Genomic DNA, 16818 nt, shown 5'->3' with positions numbered 1-16818 from the left:
CCTCCGCCCGATGGCGGCGGGCATATCTAGCGTCGTTTCCCGACCGCGAACAGCGCGGAATTCACCTTGCCGGCCACAGACGGTTGCGCAATCGCCCCAGGGGCTGTAGCGAAAAGATATGACATCATCTCGCATCATCGTCTTCGATCTCGACGGCACCCTGGTCGATACCGCGCCCGACCTGATCAGCGCCCTCAACCACATGCTGGTTCGCGAAGGCATGCCTCCGGTCGAATTCCCCGCCGCCCGCAACATGATCGGCGCCGGCGTCCGCAAACTGATCGAGCGCGGCCTGGAGATCGACGGCCGGGTCACCAGCGCGGCCGACATCACCCGGCTGACCAACGACTTCATCGATTATTACGCCGAGCATATCGCCGACGCCTCGCGCCCGTTCGAAGGCTTGGATGAGGCCCTCGATCAGCTGGCGGCCGATGGATATCGCTTCGCGGTCTGCACCAACAAGCTGGAGTGGCTGGCGAAACTGCTGCTGGACAAGCTGGATATGACCAAACGCTTTTCAGCCATCTGCGGCGGCGACACCTTCGGCGTGGCGAAGCCGGACCCGGTGATCCTGCGACAGACGGTGGCCATGGCAGGAGCCCAGATGGCCGGCGCGATCATGGTCGGCGACGCCGGCCCCGACGTCGGCGTTGCCCGCCGCGCCGGGATCCCGGTGATCGGAGTGGAGTTCGGTTATACCGACGTTCCGATCGCCGAGCTGAAGCCGGATCGGCTGATCGGACATATGCGCGACCTGCCGGCCGCCGTCGAGAGCCTGTCCGCCGTCCAGGCGCCTCGCTAAATCCTTGATTCAACAGTGCAGTGTCGATCGGCCACAGTCGTTAACCAATAATTAACGGGTCCGCTCCGCGCGGTTGCCAGGGGGGCGGGACGCTCCTATGGTCAAGTTGGGACTGTGGCTGTAAGTCGCAAATTAGTGGATTGTATCATGCGTCGTGTCATTGTGATTGCGGCAGCGGGCCTTGGCTTGGCTGGCTGTTCTTCGTTTTCGTTGGATGCCTTCAAATCGGCTCCGCCTCCCGTCACAGTGCAATTGGACTCGGTGCCACCGGGCGCGGAAGCCCGCACCTCGGCCGGACCAAGCTGCAAGACGCCCTGCTCCGTCGAGATTCCGCCCAGCGAGAATTTGAGCGTGACCTTCACGCTGAACAAATTCCAGACCGCGACGGTCCCGGTCACCGTGACGCGGACGCCGGGCGACTTCACCTCGCCGCCGACCACCACGATCGATCCAAACCCGGTGGTGGCGGAGCTGCAGCCATTGGCGCCGACCAAGAAGTCGAAGATGGTGCGCAAGCGGAAGCCGAAGCCCGCCGAGGCGGCCCCTGCCGAATCTCCGTTCCCGCAGCCGGAATAACCAGCCAGCCGACCGGTTCCGCGCCGCAACGCAACATAGTTGCGTGATTGTGCGGAGCCGCCGTCGTGCCTACATTACGAAAACACCGCCGCACCGGCGGCGAGCGTAAGGGCATGGCGGATGATCGGATCGACGCTGACTCCAATGGCACCCGGCGGCTCGGCGATGACCGATCCGTTTGGCCGCACCATCAGCTATTTGCGGGTCTCGATCACCGACCGCTGCGATCTGCGCTGCGTCTATTGCATGTCCGAGGACATGACCTTCCTGCCGCGGGCCGACCTGTTGACGCTGGAAGAGCTCGACCGGCTGTGCTCGGCGTTCATCGCAAAGGGCGTGAAAAAGTTGCGGCTAACCGGTGGCGAGCCGCTGGTGCGCCGCAACATGATGTCGCTGGTGCGCTCGCTGTCGCGCCACCTGCACACCGGCGCGCTGGACGAGCTGACGCTCACCACCAACGGCTCGCAGCTTGCGCGCTACGCCGCCGAACTCGCCGACTGCGGCGTCCGGCGCATCAACGTCTCGCTCGACACCCTCGACCCTGACAAATTCCGCGCCATCACCCGGTGGGGCGATCTCGGCAAGGTCTTGGCCGGCATCGACGCCGCCCGCGACGCCGGGCTCGCGGTGAAGATCAACGCGGTGGCGCTGAAGGACGTCAACGAGGACGAGATCCCCTCGCTGATGGAATGGGCGCATGGCAAGGGCATGGCGCTCACCTTGATCGAGGTGATGCCGATGGGCGAGATCGGCGAAGGCCGCATCGATCAGTACGTGCCGCTGTCACTGCTGCGCGCCCGGCTCGCCGGCCACTACACGTTGATCGATCTCGACGACAACACCGGCGGCCCTGCCCGCTACGTCCGGGTCAGCGAGACCGGCGGCAAGCTCGGCTTCATCACGCCGATGACGCATAATTTCTGCGAATCCTGCAATCGCGTCCGGGTCACCTGCACCGGCACGCTGCACACCTGCCTCGGCCATGAAGACGCCTCGGATCTGCGCCGGCCGCTGCGCGGCTCGCAGAGCGACGAATTGCTCGGCGAAGCGATCGACCGCGCCATCGCCCTGAAGCCGAAGGGCCACGACTTCATCATCGACCGCCAGCATAACCGGCCCAGCGTCAGCCGGCATATGAGCGTCACCGGCGGCTAAGCGCCGCATCGCCGCCGGACCGCTGCCCGCCGCCCCGTCGCAGCGCGATTCATCGCGGCATAACGGCTTGATGTTACGTTAATTTGTCGAATTTCCAATTGACGACCCGTAACCGCGCTGAAATGGTGCCGACGCTTCGCATTCCCCGTTGCTCAATCGGGGAGGCAAAACGGGAGGTCGCACAGTGCGGGCGATGCTGGGAGTGAGCCGGGCGATCGACGCGTTCAACACGCTGATTGGTCGATGGGTGTCGTGGCTGATCGTGGTCGCGGTGGTGATATCCGCGACCAACGCGATCATCCGCAAGATCTTCGACGTGTCGTCGAATTCGTACCTGGAATTGCAGTGGGTGTTGTTCAGCGTGGTGTTCCTGCTGTGCTCGCCATGGACGCTACTCAACAACGAACACATCCGCATCGACATCATCAATCACTCGCTGCCGCTGAAACTGCGCGGCTGGATCGACATGATCGGCCACGTGCTGTTCCTGCTGCCGTTCACGCTGATCATGCTGTGGTGGTCGATCCCGTTCTTCCTGACTTCGCTGAGTCAGAACGAGCAATCGTTCAGCGCCGGCGGGCTGCCGCAATGGCCGGCGAAGTCGCTGATCATGATCGCCTGCGTGCTTTTGTTGCTGCAGGGCATCTCCGAGATCATCAAACGCGCCGCGATGATGCTGGGGATCATCCCGGATTCCAACGCCTCGGCGATCAGCGCGCACCGCGCCGCCGAACTGGAAGCCGAACGGCTGGCGGCGGTGATCGCCGGCGACAAGCATTGAATTCATCCTGGTCATCGAATTGAAGGGCAAAACCGAATGACCGCGATGTTCATTCACTACATGGCGCCGATCATGTTCGCCTCGCTGGTGCTGTTTCTGCTGCTAGGTTACCCGGTGGCGTTCTCGCTGGCGGCCAACGGCTTGTTGTTCGCCTTCATCGGCATCGAACTCGGCCTGTTCCGCCCGGACTTCATGCAGGCGCTGCCAGAACGCGTCTACGGCGTAATGAACAACGACACGCTGTTGGCGATCCCATTCTTCACCTTCATGGGGCTGGTGCTGGAGCGATCCGGCATGGCCGAGGATCTACTGGAAACCATCGGGCAATTGTTCGGCTCGATCCGCGGCGGCATCGCCTACGCCGTGGTGTTCGTCGGAGCATTGCTCGCCGCCACCACCGGCGTGGTCGCCGCCTCGGTGATCTCGATGGGGCTGATCTCGCTGCCGATCATGCTGCGCTACGGTTACGACCGCCGCGTCGCCACCGGCGTGATCGCCGCGTCGGGAACGCTGGCGCAGATCATTCCGCCGTCGCTGGTGCTGATCGTGATGGCCGACCAGCTCGGCCGTTCGGTCGGCGACATGTACGAAGGCGCGTTCATTCCCGGCATCGTGCTGGCGCTGATGTATGCCGGCTATATCTTCCTGGTCACGCTGATCGCCCCGAAAGCGGTGCCGGGCCTGCCGTTGGAAGCGCAAACGCTGCGCGAATTGGAGACCGCGAAGCATCCGTTGATCCTGCCGTTGGCGGCGCTGTCGGCGGCGGCATCGGCGTATTTCTTCACGGTGCATGTCGGGCTGTTCGACTGGACGCAGCCGGCCTTCGACATGATCGGTCTCGGCAAGCTGGCGCTGCAGGGCTTCTGGTTCGTCATTCTGCTGGGAATCCTGACGCGTCCCTTCATCGGCATCATCCGCACCATGACGATGTCGCTGTTCCTGGTGGTAGCCGGCTCGACCGCGATCGGCATCGTCGCGATGAGCTTCACCGACGTGAAATCCGGCGCCGACTATGTGGTGCTGACGATGTCGGTCACCGTGGCGCTGTCGTTCGTGCTGGCGGTGATCAACCACGTCACCCGCCTCAAACTGCTCTCCAAGCTCGCCGAGCAGGTGGTGTTCGTGATGGTGCCGCCGCTCGGGCTGATCTTCCTGGTGCTCGGCACGATTTTCATCGGCGTCGCCACCCCGACCGAGGGCGGCGCGATGGGCGCCGCCGGCGCCATCCTGCTGGCGCTGATGAAGGGCCGGCTGACCTTCGATCTCACCAAGCAGGCCACCGAGGCCACCGCGAAACTCTCCGCCTTCGTGGTGTTCATCCTGGTCGGCGCGCGGGTGTTCTCGCTGACCTTCTACGGCGTCGACGGCCACCGCTGGGTCGAGGAGCTGCTGGTCGGGCTGCCCGGCGGCCAGGTCGGCTTCCTGATCTTCGTCAACGCCTTCGTGTTCATCCTGGCGTTCTTCCTGGATTTCTTCGAACTCGCCTTCATCGTGATTCCGCTGTTGGGACCCGCCGCCGAAAAGCTCGGCATCGATCTGATCTGGTTCGGGGTGATGCTCGGCGTCAACATGCAGACCTCGTTCATGCATCCGCCGTTCGGCTTTGCGCTGTTCTACCTGCGCTCGGTGGCGCCGAAGGAATCCTATCTCGACCGGATCAGCGGCAAGCGGATGGAGCCGGTCACCACCGGGCAGATCTATTGGGGCGCGGTGCCGTTCGTGATCATCCAGGTGATCATGGTCGCCCTGGTGATCACCTTCCCGGCGATGGTGATGCACTACAAGGGCGTCGCCTCCACCGTCGATCCCTCCAAGATCGAATTCGACCTGCCGCCGATGGACCAGGCGCCGCTGGATTTCGGGCCGTCGAAGTAGCGGGCGGGCGCCATGAGCGTGCCCCGGACGCAGCGCGGCGCGTCGTCCTTGCGGCGTGATGCGTTGCCGAGCCGGGCCGTTGCGAAGCGCGGCGCTTGGAACGGTCCCGGCTCGCAAAGCGGCGCAATTGCGCCGCTCTGCGTCCGGGACACAGGGCTTGACCTGCTATCGGCCTCACCACATCGGCAGCGCGCTCCCCTCCCCCTTGCGGGCAGGGGAATCGCATGTGGGAATTTGTAAGCTGTTGCGAAGCGGAGGGAAATTGATTCTGAAGGAGGCTCCCGATTCGGATGGAGCAGCCGATGGATCGATTTGCGGAGTGCTTCGAAGACCTGCCCGACCCGCGGGCGGGCAATGCGTTGCACGATCTGACCGAGATCTTGTTCATTGCCCTGATGGCGACGCTGTGCGGGGCGACCAGTTGCACCGACATGGCGCTGTTTGCGCGGATGAAGGCCTATCTTTGGCGGGATGTGCTGGTCCTGAAGAACGGCCTTCCGAGCCACGACACGTTCAGTCGGGTGTTCCGCATGCTGGACCCGGAGGCGTTCGAGAAGGCGTTCCAACGCTTCATGAAAGCCTTTGCCAAAGGCGCCAAGATCAAGCCGCCGAAAGGGGTGATCGCCCTCGACGGCAAGGCGCTGCGGCGCGGCTACGAAAGCGGCAGAAGCCACATGCCGCCCGTGATGGTGACGGCCTGGGCGGCGCAGACCCGCATGGCGCTGGCCAATGTGCAGGCCCCGAACAACAACGAAGCCGCCGGTGCCTTGCAACTGATCGAACTTCTGCAGCTCAAAGGCTGCGTCGTGACGGCCGATGCGCTGCATTGCCATCGTGGCATGGCCGAAGCGATCAAGGCCCGGGGCGGCGATTATGTGCTGGCCGTGAAGGACAACCAGCCAGCGCTGATGCGGGATGCGAAGGCGGCAATCCGCGCCGCCACGCGCCAGGGCAAGCCATCGACGATCACCGTCGATGCCGGTCATGGACGCAAGGAAAAGCGCCGTGCTGTCGTCGCCGCTGTCCCGCAGATGGCGCAAGACCACGACTTTGCCGGGCTCAAAGCGGTGGCCAGGATCACCAGCAAGCGCGGCACCGACAAGACCGTCGAGCGTTACTTTCTGATGAGCCAGGCCTATCCCCCCAAAGACGTCCTGCGCATCGTCCGGACCCACTGGACCATCGAAAACAGCCTGCATTGGCCGCTCGACGTCGTGCTCGACGAGGACTTGGCGCGCAATCGCAAGGACAACGCCCCCGCCAACCTCGCCGTGCTCAGACGCCTGGCCCTCAACGTCGCAAGGGCACATCCAGACAACACCACATCGCTGCGTGGAAAGCTGAAACGTGCAGGATGGAACGATACGTTCCTCTTCGAACTCATCCAACACATGCGATAGCCCTGCCCTTGCGGGGAGGGGAGCAGAGGCGCTCATTGCTGTAGCAAGAGACAGTTGAGGGGAAAGGTTGCGGTGACGAGATATGAGGCTCGTCTTCGAGACGCAGCGCGAGAACACGCTTCGCCCCAGGATGACGCACTTAACTAACGCGCAAAATTCGCGCCGGCAGCGCGCTCCCTCCCAACTCTCGGGAAAGACATGTGCTGCCGCGGCCGCAAGGAGCAGACGGCTCAGGCGTAGGGCGTGCCTGCCATGGCAGCTTTGAGAGCGCGGCCTCCCTTATCGACAAGTGCGAGAAAGGCGGCGTTCGCTCGCTTGGTATCGTGCGTCTGACGAAAGGTCCGATGCGCCTCGATGAAGGCCACGGTCCACACCGCCAACAACAGACCGGCGGCCAATTGGGCGTCGGGATCGCTCGGTTCTCGCCCTGCGCATTCGGAAAGCGCCAGCGCTACCACTTGCGCGAACTCGTCACGGATCGCCCGGGCCCTCGCCTTGAGGGTTTCGCTGGCCTCGATCGCCTCTATGAAGCTTTGGCTCCTCGCAGAAAATTCGACGACTGGGCTGTGTTCCGCAATCAGCCGATGGGCGAGCAGACCATACGCCTCGATCAGACCGACGCCGGGATCACGCTGCAGCAAGGCTTCGCGCAGCATCTGGCGGCCCTCTTCGTCGCGATCAAAGAACATGTCCTCCTTGCGGGGGAAATGGTTGAACACCGTCATTCGCCCGACGTCAGCGGCGGCCGCAATGTCGTCCACCGTCACATGATCGAACCCCCGCTCGATGAAGAGGCGCGTGGCAGCGTCGGAGATGCCTTCGCGCGTGGCGAGACGCTTCCGGGATCGGCGGTCGGATGGAATTGACATGGCGCTCCTGATGGCTTAAAAAAACTATACTGAGTATATATCGGGATCAAGTATATGAAAAATTGGTCGCATCAACAAGGCGATATGAGAGGTAGGGCGATCGAACCCCTGACCTCCGCCTGGCCGGGCGCTTGCTCTCTGGTCTCATGATGAACAGGCCGCTTGTCGTTATTTTTGCCACCATCTGCCTGGACGCCGTCGGCATCGGCCTCGTCTTCCCTGTTCTGCCGCGGCTTCTTGAGGATGTCACGCACAGCCCGAACATCGCGCCCTATATCGGGATCATGACCGCGCTCTATGCGGTGATGCAGTTTGTCTTCGCCCCCGTGCTCGGTGCTTTGAGCGACAACCTCGGCCGGCGTCCCGTGCTGCTGATTTCGCTCGCGGGAGCGGCCATCAACTACGTCATCATGGCGTTCGCACCGCAGCTTTGGATGCTGATGCTCGGCCGCGCAGTTGCCGGCCTGACCAGCGCCAATGTCTCCGTGGCAACGGCCTACATCACCGACATTTCATCCGAGGACCAGCGCGCCCGCAGATTCGGCCTGTCCAACGCCATGTTCGGCATCGGCTTTATCATCGGGCCGGTTCTCGGCGGCCTGCTCGGCGACACCTGGCTGCGGCTGCCTTTCATCGCCGCCGCCGCGCTGAACGCCGGCAATCTCCTGCTGGCGTTGTTCGTGCTGCCGGAATCCCGCACGGCGGCCCGTGAGAAGATCGATCTGGTCGCGCTCAACCCGCTTCGGCCGCTGCGTTGGGTGTTCGCCATCAAGGGGCTTTTGCCCGTCGTGTTTGTGTACTTCATCTTGAGCGCAACCGGGGAGGCCTACGGCGTCTGCTGGGCGTTGTGGGGTTTCGACACGTTTCAATGGAGCGGCCTGTGGATCGGGCTTTCGCTCGGCGCTTTCGGTATCTGCCAAACGCTGGTGCAGGCCTTGCTGCCCGGCCCCGCGACCAAACTGCTTGGCGAGCGCATGGCCGTTGTGGTGGGCATCGCCTGCGCCTGTATCGCTCTTGTCGCGCTGGCCTTCGCCAATCAAGGCTGGATGGTATTCGCCATCATGCCGTTGTTCGCTCTCGCCGGAATCGGCACGCCGGCGTTTCAAGCCCTGGCCACCCGGCAGGTTGATCCGGACCGTCAAGGTCAATTGCAAGGCGTGCTGGCCTCGGCCGTCAGCCTGGCGTCGATCGCAGCGCCGCTCGCCTTCTCGACGTTCTACTTTGTCGTTCAAAACGACTGGCCCGGAGCCATCTGGCTCTTGGTGGTCGTCATTTATGCAATCGCGATTCCGCTGGTTCTTCTCGGCACCCGGACCGCCCGCGCTGCGACGTGACGGGCACGCTCATCCTGCCCTGCCCCACCCTCGCGTCATCCCGCGCCCACAAAAAACGCCCGACCTTTCGGCCGGGCGTTTCATTGTCGATGATGCGACGAAAAATCAGCCGCGGGTGCGCGAGCGGATCATGAAGCTGTCGAAGGTGTATTCGGCGACCTGCCACCACAGATACTGATCGGAGCGGTAGGCCTGCATCGCGTCGATGCCCTTCTTGAAGTCGGCGTTCTTGGCGGAGATTTCGCCCCACAATTCGTTGGTCGCCTTCAGGCAGGCGTCCAGCACCTCGTTGGAGAACGGCCGCAGCTGCGTGCCGCCTGCCACCAGGCGCTTCAGCGCCGGCGGATTCTGCATGTCGTAGCGCGCCGCCATCCAGCTGTTGGTGGCCTGCGCGGCGTTGGCCAGGATCGACTGATAGCTCTTCGGCAGCGAGTTGTACTTTTCCAGATTGGCGAAGGCGTGCACGGTCGGACCGCCTTCCCAGAAGCCCGGATAGTAGTAGTACTTCGCGACCTTCTGGAAGCCGAGCTTCTCGTCGTCATAGGGGCCGACCCACTCGGCCGCGTCGATGGTGCCCTTTTCCAGCGCCGGATAGATGTCGCCGCCGGCGATCTGCTGCGGCACCACGCCGAGCTTCTGCAGCACCTGGCCGGCGATGCCGCCGATGCGGAATTTCAGCCCGGACAGATCGGCCACGGTCTTGATCTCCTTGCGGAACCAGCCGCCCATCTGGGTCCCGGTGTTGCCGCAGGGAAATCCGATCACGCCGTATTTCTTGTAGAACTCGTTGCCGAGCTCCATGCCGCCGCCCTGATACCACCAGGAATTCTGCTGCCGCGCGTTCAGCCCGAACGGCACCGACGCATAGACCGCGAAGGTCGGGTCCTTGCCGACGTAGTAATAGGACACGGTGTGGCTCATCTCGACGGTGTTGTTCGAAGTGGCGTCGAGCGCCTGCAGGCCGGGCACGATTTCGCCGGCCGCGAACACCTGGATCTGGAACTTGTTGTCGGTCATCTCGGCGACTTGCTTGGCGAGATATTCCGCGCCGCCATAGATGGTGTCGAGCGACTTCGGGAAACTCGAGGTCAGCCGCCACTTGATTTCCGGCGAGGACTGCGCAATCGCCGGCGACGCCACCGCGGCGACCGCAGCGCCGGTTGCGGATACTTTCAAAAAGTCACGACGTTTCATCAAGCCTTCTCCTTGTTGCCGGCGTTTCCCGGAATTTCCCTCGGGCGTGTTCGACGGCGAGGCCAATGCCCTCGCCGAAGACGCTCTGGTGTGTGGTCTGTACCACGATGTAGGGCGACGGGAAAACGCCGCGAGGTCGCCGATCAGCAGCATGCAACCAAAGTCGAATGCCGCCGCAAGTGCAGTGCGGAACAACTCAGGCGGCGACCACGGCGTCGAGCTGGAGCCGCACCTTTTCGGCGATCGCGCGGTAGATCGCGGCATGGACGCCGCTCGGTTCGCTCTCCACCACCGGGGTGCCGGCATCGGAGTTGCTGCGGATCGACATGTGCAGCGGCACCTCGCCGAGGAACGGCACGCCGAGCCGCTCCGCTTCCTGCCGCGCGCCGCCATGGCCGAAGATGTCCGACCGCGCGCCGCATTCCGGGCATTGGAAGTAGCTCATGTTCTCGACGATACCGAGCACCGGCACGCCGACCTTAGTGAACATCGCCAGCCCGCGCCGCGCGTCGATCAGCGCCAGATCCTGCGGCGTCGACACGATCACCGCCCCCTTCAACGGCACGTTCTGCGCCAGCGTCAGTTGGGCGTCGCCGGTGCCGGGCGGCATGTCGACCACCAGCACGTCGAGCGTGCCCCAGACGACGTCGCGCAGCATCTGGGTGATCGCCGACATCACCATCGGCCCGCGCCAGATCATCGCGCTGTTTTCTTCGACCAGAAAGCCGATCGACATGATCGACAGCCCGAACCGCATGATCGGAATCATCTTGCGGGCGTCGTCGAGCTGTGGCCGTTCGTTGATCCCGGTCAGCTTGGGAACCGACGGGCCGTAGATGTCGGCGTCGAGCAGACCGACCTTGAGGCCGAGATCGCGCAGGCTGAGCGCCAGGTTCAGCGCGGTGGTCGACTTGCCGACGCCGCCTTTGCCGGAGGCCACCGCGATGATCGAGGTGATGCCGGGAATTTCCGCTTGCTTCGACATCGGCGAAGCCGGACCCGGTCCCGGCGGCGGCCGATGCGCGGCAGCGGGCGCGACGCCGGCGCGCGGAGCGGCCGGGCTCGATCCCGGCTTGCGTTCGGCGGTCAGCGCGATCATCGCCGACTTGACGCCGGGGATCGCCGTCACCGCGGCTTCCGCCGCGTTGCGAACAGCTTCCCAGGCCCGCACCTCGGCGGCTTCAACGTTGATGGCGAAATACACCTTGCCGTCGTTGACGGAGATCTCCGACAACACGTTGGCCTTGGTCAGGGCGACGCCGCGCGGCGACGCCACCTTCGCCAAACCATCGAGAATTTGCTGCTGCGTCACGCTCATGAGACTCTCCTGTCACCGCTAGTGTCCCGAATCCGAAGTTCGCCAACCACAACGGCGCGGTCTTCGCAGGGGTCAAACATCTGATGCCGCCGGGCTCGGCCGGGCTCGTTGCTCTGGCGCAAGGACGTTGCCGGGCGGCAGTTCCTCGGCTCGCGCCGCACGACGCCCCTTTTAGGCCGAATAGGTCGCAAGACAAGCCGAAGCGTCGCTCCGGTTCCGGATCGGTCGCCCCCCGGGGGGCCAGGGGCTTTGACGCTGTAGCAGCGCGGTTTATGCTGGCGCTCCGCATCGACCGCCCTCTCCCGCAACGATCCTCCCCTTCAGAATTTCGGCGTTGCGCGCGCCGAGCAAACTCAGGATTGAAGACATGGCCAAAGTCGCTTTTCTCGGTCTCGGCGTCATGGGCTTTCCCATGGCGGGACATCTGGTCGCCAAGGGCGGCCATGAGGTCACGGTGTTCAACCGCACCCAAGCCAAGGCCAACATCTGGGCCGAGAAATTCGCCGGCCGCACCGCGCCGACGCCCCGCGAAGCCGCCGAAGGCCAGGATTTCGTGATGGCCTGCGTCGGCAATGACGACGATCTGCGCAGCGTGACGATCGGCGACGACGGCGCCTTTGCCGGGCTCGACGCCGGGGCGATCTTCGTCGACCACACCACCGCCTCCGCCGAGGTCGCCCGCGAGCTCGACGCCGAGGCGACCAAGCGCGGCTTCGCCTTCGTCGACGCGCCGGTGTCGGGCGGTCAGGCCGGCGCCGAGAACGGCGTGCTGACGGTGATGTGCGGCGGCAGCGCCGAGGCCTACGCCCGGGCCGAGCCGGTGATCGCCGCCTATGCGCGGATGTGCAAGCTGATGGGACCGGCGGGCTCAGGACAGCTCACCAAGATGGTCAACCAGATCTGCATCGCCGGCCTGGTCGAGGGGCTGTCGGAGGGCATCCACTTCGCCAAGAAGGCCGGGCTTGACGTCAATGCGGTGATCGACACCATCTCCAAGGGCGCGGCGCAGTCCTGGCAGATGGAGAACCGCCACAAGACCATGACCGAGGGCAAATTCGATTTCGGCTTCGCGGTGGAATGGATGCGCAAGGATCTGGCGATCTGCCTCAGCGAGGCCCGCCGCAACGGCGCCAGCCTGCCGGTGACGGCGCTGGTCGATGCGTTCTACGCCGAGGTCGAGAAGCTCGGCGGCCGCCGCTGGGACACCTCGAGCCTGTTGGCACGGCTGGAGCGCTGATCGGCGTCACAAGGCCTTCCGTGCTTCCCGGCGTTTGCGTTCGTGAGTTCGGCTCCGACCAGCGCGCCCCGGACGAAAGCGCACCACGCCGCGTTTGCGGCGTGGTGCGCTGAGAGCCGGGGCCGTTACGGAACGCCGCCTTCGTAACGGTCCCGGTTCTGCGGCGCAGCGCGAAGAGCGCTGCACCGCGCCCGGGACAGCAGCTACCTGATGCACGGCGGCCACTGTGGCTGGAAACCGGCGGTTGTTAGCTATTTGTTAACCGGATTGGCCTCCCCTCTAAGGTTACTCTTAACGATTTCGGACGAAAAATAGCCGAAGGTAACCGCGCGCGTTTTTGCGCAGGATTTGTGTTGGTCGATGAGTATCCCCGCCGATAGGCCTGAGGTGGTTCAGCTTCCGGCTGAACCACCGGTCGTGACACCGGCGCGCAACCGACGCGCGGCGGCGCAGCGGGTCCGTGAGGCCCGCGATCGGCTGACCTCGACCAGCGGCACCCGCCCGGCATTCGATCACGAACTGCTGCGGCAATACGCCCAGATGCGGCAATCGGCTTCGATCGTGGTGATCCTGCTGGTGGTGGCGACCGGGCTGTTGTTCGCGATCTGGATCCAGCCGCTGTCGGCGGCGGCCTGGACCTGCGGCATGCTGTGCATCCATGCCGTGATGATCCGCAATTGCGGCCGCTTCCTCGGCGAACAGCAGTCGCCGTTGCGGACCCGCAAATGGCGAACCCGCTTCGTGCTGCTCGACCTGTTGTATGGCGTGTGCTGGACCGCGATCCTGGTGCACCCGCCGGGCGTCGAGGTGGTGTCCAACACGCTGTTGATGTTCCTGATGCTGCTGGTGGTGGCGGTGTCGAGCATGCTGGCGGCCAATCTGCCGATCGCCGCGCTGGCGGCGACCGCGCCGGTGACCGCGGCGATCGCGGCCAACTTCCTGTTGAGCGGCACGTTCGACAACTACATTCTGGCGCTGCTGACGGTGGCGGCGGAAGGTTATTTCGCGCTGCTCGCGCACCGGCTGCATTCCACCACGCTGGCGACGCTGGAAGCCCGCGCCGAAAAGGACGCGCTGATCGGCGAACTCGAACAGGCCAAGGCGATCTCCGACGAGGCGCGGCATCGCGCCGAAGCCGCCAACGTCGCCAAGTCGCGGTTCCTGGCGCAGATGAGCCACGAACTGCGCACCCCGCTGAACGCCATCCTGGGCTTTTCCGAAGTGATGAAGAGCGAGATCTTCGGCGCCCACGCGGTCGCGGTGTACAAGGACTACTCCGCCGACATCCATAATTCCGGCGTGCATCTGTTGAACCTGATCAACGAGATCCTGGATCTGTCGCGGATCGAGGCCGGCCGCTACGAGCTCAACGAGGAAGCGGTGTCGCTGGTCCACGTCGTCGCCGACTGCCATCATCTGTTGAAGCTGCGCGCCTCGAGCCGCGGCATCACCATCCACGAGGTGTTCGAACAGGGCATGCCGCGGATCTGGGGCGACGAACGCGCGGCGCGGCAGATCGTGCTCAACCTATTGTCGAACGCCATCAAGTTCACCCCGCAAGGCGGCGAGATCTGGCTCAAGGTCGGCTGGACCGCATCCGGCGGGCAATATCTCAGCGTCAAGGACACCGGCTCGGGCATCGCCGAGGACGAAATTCCGATCGTGCTGGCCTCGTTCGGCCAGGGCTCCAACTCGATCAAATCCGCCGAACAGGGCGCCGGGCTCGGGTTGCCGATCGCCAAGAGCCTGATCGACATGCACGGCGGCACTTTCACGCTGAAATCGAAGCTGCGGATCGGCACCGAAGTGATCGTCACCTTCCCGCCGGAGCGGGTGATGTCGGCGCTGGCCCCGATGGCCGACGAGGCGCCGCCGCTGCAGCCGTCCTACGACATCAGCCTGTCGGATGAAAACCGCAGGGTTCGCAACAAACCGATCATGAGCGCGGGGACCGGATTGTGATCCGGTGTCGCGCCCGTCGCCCCCACTGCCGAGCGATTTCCAATGAGTGAAGCATCGCCCTGCATCGCCGTCTGCATCGTCGATCCCGACAGCGCGCTCTGCATAGGGTGCGGCCGCACGGTTTCGGAGATCACCGGCTGGCGCCACCTTGCAAGCGACGCGCGCCACGCCATCATGGCGGCGCTGCCGGACCGGATGATCGAGGCCGGGCTGCGGCCGCGGCCTGCTGCCGAACCGGAACTGCCCACGGAAACCAACCGATGAGAGGCGCGAGGTGAGCCGCATTCTGCTTGTCGTGATCGTGCTGGTGGCGACCGCCGGCGCGGTGGTGGCCTATGGCGATCCGGAACGGATCGCCTCCGCCCGCGACGTCGTCTCGCGCATGCTGCACCAACGCGCCGCGCCGAAGCCGCGCGTGGTGCAGATCGATCGCGGCCAGAGCGGCGACTTCGTGCTGCGCGCCAAGGTCAACGGCGTCTCGACGCCGATGGTGATCGACACCGGTGCCACCTCGGTGGTGCTGACCTACGAGACCGCCAAGGCCGCCGGCCTGCCGCTGGAAGTGCTGGACTTCAACGTCGACGTCGAAACCGCCGGCGGCCACACCAAGGCGGCGCGGCTGTCGCTCGACAGCCTGGCGATCGGCAAGCTGGTGGAGCGCTCGGTGCCGGCCCTGGTGGTGCCGCGCGGCCAGATGAAGACCAACCTGCTCGGCATGAGCTTCCTCGACCGGCTGGAGCGCTGGGAAGTCAGCGCCGACCGGCTGCGGCTGCACGGATATCCGTAGCAAAAGTAAAACGCGCGCGACGGACTGAGGCGCGTAAGTTCGCGCCGTCATCGCATTTAGTTGGATTGAAGCATCCAACCCAAATGCACCCGTCATTCCGGATTGCGAGTTCGAAGAACGAGCAAGTCCGGAATCCATATGTGGACGGCCCCCGAGCCACAAGAGTTTTTGATGTCGGATCGGATCGCTTGCATCCATATGTCCGGCCTGTTGATGCGGTCGCTTTGGACCGCTGGCCAAGATGGTTTCCGCGACGCGAGCTCCACACATAGTCACGACCTTTACGTGCCAATGGATTCCACGGACTGTCTCGCCTCTCGGATCGATCGATCGCGCCATCTGTCTCCTCTTGCAGCTCCGGCCCGGCCGGCGGGCGAATGCCTGCCGGCCGATCTCTCAGGCGGCGTGCGGCGATGCGTTCAGCATCCGCGCGCCGTCGTAATTTTCTCCGGTCAGCATCAGCTTCCAGGCGATCCGGGCGATCTTGTTGGCGAGCGCTACCGCCGCGAGCTTGGGCGGCTTGCGCGCCAGCAGCGCCAGCAACCACGGCGACGCCCGGCCGCGGCCACGGCGCACCTGCTGGATCACCGCGGTCGCTCCCGCCACCAACAGGCTGCGTAGCAGTTCATCGCCGGCGCGGGTGATGGTGCCGAGCCGAAGCTTGCCGGCGGTGGAATGATCCTTCGGCGTCAAGCCGAGCCAGGCCGCAAAGGCCCTGGCCGAGGCGAAGGTCTGCGGCACCGGCGTTTTCATCACCAGCGCACTGGCGCCGATCGGTCCTACTCCGGGAATCTGCGCCAGCCGCCGGCTGCAGGCGTCGGCGCGATGCCAGGCCAACAGCTTGGCGTCGATCACCTTCAGCTCATTCTGCAGTCGCGCGTAGTCCTGGCCCTGCAGCGCGAACAGCTCGCGCGCCAGCGTCGGCACGGTGTCGTCCTGCGCGATCCGCAACAGCAGCGGCTCGATCTTGTCGAGACCTCTCGGCGAGATCAGGCCGAATTCCGCGGCATAACCGCGAATCGCATTGCTCAGCTGGGTACGCCTTGCGATCAGCTGCTGCCGCAGTCCCATCAGCATCAGCGCCGCCTGCTGCTCCGCGGTCTTCACCGGCACGAACTCCATCGTCGGCCGGCTCATCGCCTCGCACAACGCCTCGGCGTCGCGCCCGTCGTTCTTGTTGCGCTTGACGTAAGGCTTGACGTGCTGCGGCGCCAACAGCTTCACCACGTGGCCGAGTTTGCCCAGCTCCCGCGCCAGGTAGTGCGCCGCACCGCAGGCCTCGATCCCGATCGGCGTCGGCGGCAGCTTGGCGAAGAACGCCAGCATCTCCTTGCGCCGCAGCTTCTTGCGCAGCACCGGCTTCTCGGCGGCATCGACCCCGTGCAGCTGGAAAAAATGCTTCGACGTATCCATCCCAATGCGGATAATCTGCTCCATGGACGGCTCCCATGTTTGAGTTTGCGACAACCTCATTCTGGCACAAAGCGATGCCGTAGGGGGCCGTCCACACCATCATAACCCCTGC

The 16818-nt window shown here is 64.5% G+C and carries 15 protein-coding genes; 11 read left to right on the top strand and 4 right to left on the bottom strand.

The genetic code is table 11. The features are described from left to right. Positions 1 to 118 precede the first annotated feature (118 nt). The 6 genes from gph (at position 119) to RPC_RS10355 (ending at position 6592) form a co-directional block, all read left to right on the top strand. On the top strand, positions 119 to 805 hold the full coding sequence (gene gph / locus RPC_RS10380) for a phosphoglycolate phosphatase (RefSeq protein ID WP_011472529.1): 687 nt from the start codon (positions 119 to 121) through the stop codon (positions 803 to 805). A 147-nt stretch (positions 806 to 952) separates the two neighbouring features. Beyond that, positions 953 to 1381: a hypothetical protein gene (locus RPC_RS10375; RefSeq protein WP_011472528.1), complete on the top strand. Its 429-nt coding sequence runs from the start codon at positions 953 to 955 to the stop codon at positions 1379 to 1381. Between the two features lie 120 nt (positions 1382 to 1501). Continuing rightward, positions 1502 to 2536 (top strand): GTP 3',8-cyclase MoaA, encoded by a 1035-nt coding sequence (gene moaA, locus RPC_RS10370; RefSeq protein WP_011472527.1) that lies wholly within the window; start codon positions 1502 to 1504, stop codon positions 2534 to 2536. Between the two features lie 184 nt (positions 2537 to 2720). Next, a complete protein-coding gene (locus RPC_RS10365; protein ID WP_011472526.1) occupies positions 2721 to 3317 on the top strand; it encodes a TRAP transporter small permease subunit in 597 nt (198 codons plus the stop codon). 36 nt (positions 3318 to 3353) lie between these two features. Beyond that, positions 3354 to 5192 (top strand): TRAP transporter large permease, encoded by a 1839-nt coding sequence (locus RPC_RS10360; protein WP_011472525.1) that lies wholly within the window; start codon positions 3354 to 3356, stop codon positions 5190 to 5192. 290 nt (positions 5193 to 5482) lie between these two features. Then, a complete protein-coding gene (locus tag RPC_RS10355; RefSeq protein WP_011472524.1) occupies positions 5483 to 6592 on the top strand; it encodes an ISAs1-like element ISRpa5 family transposase in 1110 nt (369 codons plus the stop codon). A gap of 230 nt (positions 6593 to 6822) precedes the next feature. On the opposite strand, the gene RPC_RS10350 is transcribed toward RPC_RS10355, so the two are convergent. Beyond that, positions 6823 to 7461, bottom strand: a complete 639-nt coding sequence (locus RPC_RS10350) for a TetR/AcrR family transcriptional regulator (RefSeq protein ID WP_011472523.1) — start codon at positions 7459 to 7461, stop codon at positions 6823 to 6825. A 149-nt stretch (positions 7462 to 7610) separates the two neighbouring features. Here RPC_RS10350 and RPC_RS10345 point away from each other — a divergent pair, with 149 nt between their 5' ends. Further along, positions 7611 to 8795, top strand: a complete 1185-nt coding sequence (locus RPC_RS10345) for a TCR/Tet family MFS transporter (RefSeq protein ID WP_041802695.1) — start codon at positions 7611 to 7613, stop codon at positions 8793 to 8795. Between the two features lie 105 nt (positions 8796 to 8900). Here RPC_RS10345 and RPC_RS10340 read toward each other — a convergent pair whose 3' ends face one another. Then, on the bottom strand, positions 8901 to 9989 hold the full coding sequence (locus RPC_RS10340; RefSeq protein ID WP_011472521.1) for a TRAP transporter substrate-binding protein: 1089 nt from the start codon (positions 9987 to 9989) through the stop codon (positions 8901 to 8903). Between the two features lie 196 nt (positions 9990 to 10185). Continuing rightward, positions 10186 to 11307 (bottom strand): iron-sulfur cluster carrier protein ApbC, encoded by a 1122-nt coding sequence (gene apbC, locus RPC_RS10335; protein WP_011472520.1) that lies wholly within the window; start codon positions 11305 to 11307, stop codon positions 10186 to 10188. Between the two features lie 367 nt (positions 11308 to 11674). On the opposite strand from apbC, the gene RPC_RS10330 reads away from it, so the two are divergent. From RPC_RS10330 to RPC_RS10315, 4 genes are all read left to right on the top strand, one after another. Beyond that, positions 11675 to 12544, top strand: a complete 870-nt coding sequence (locus RPC_RS10330; RefSeq protein ID WP_011472519.1) for an NAD(P)-dependent oxidoreductase — start codon at positions 11675 to 11677, stop codon at positions 12542 to 12544. A gap of 360 nt (positions 12545 to 12904) precedes the next feature. Further along, on the top strand, positions 12905 to 14506 hold the full coding sequence (locus RPC_RS10325; RefSeq protein WP_011472518.1) for a sensor histidine kinase: 1602 nt from the start codon (positions 12905 to 12907) through the stop codon (positions 14504 to 14506). 42 nt (positions 14507 to 14548) lie between these two features. Next, positions 14549 to 14770 (top strand): DUF1289 domain-containing protein, encoded by a 222-nt coding sequence (locus RPC_RS10320; RefSeq protein ID WP_011472517.1) that lies wholly within the window; start codon positions 14549 to 14551, stop codon positions 14768 to 14770. Between the two features lie 10 nt (positions 14771 to 14780). Then, positions 14781 to 15293 (top strand): TIGR02281 family clan AA aspartic protease, encoded by a 513-nt coding sequence (locus tag RPC_RS10315; RefSeq protein ID WP_011472516.1) that lies wholly within the window; start codon positions 14781 to 14783, stop codon positions 15291 to 15293. A 396-nt stretch (positions 15294 to 15689) separates the two neighbouring features. On the opposite strand, the gene RPC_RS10310 is transcribed toward RPC_RS10315, so the two are convergent. Then, positions 15690 to 16730: an IS110 family transposase gene (locus RPC_RS10310; protein ID WP_011471442.1), complete on the bottom strand. Its 1041-nt coding sequence runs from the start codon at positions 16728 to 16730 to the stop codon at positions 15690 to 15692. Positions 16731 to 16818 lie beyond the last annotated feature (88 nt).

It is taken from the genome of Rhodopseudomonas palustris BisB18, assembly GCF_000013745.1.
GTDB lineage: Bacteria > Pseudomonadota > Alphaproteobacteria > Rhizobiales > Xanthobacteraceae > Rhodopseudomonas_A > Rhodopseudomonas_A palustris_F.
The sequence above is the reverse complement of the archived record's forward strand: the minus strand, read 5'-3'. Positions and strand labels throughout refer to the sequence as shown.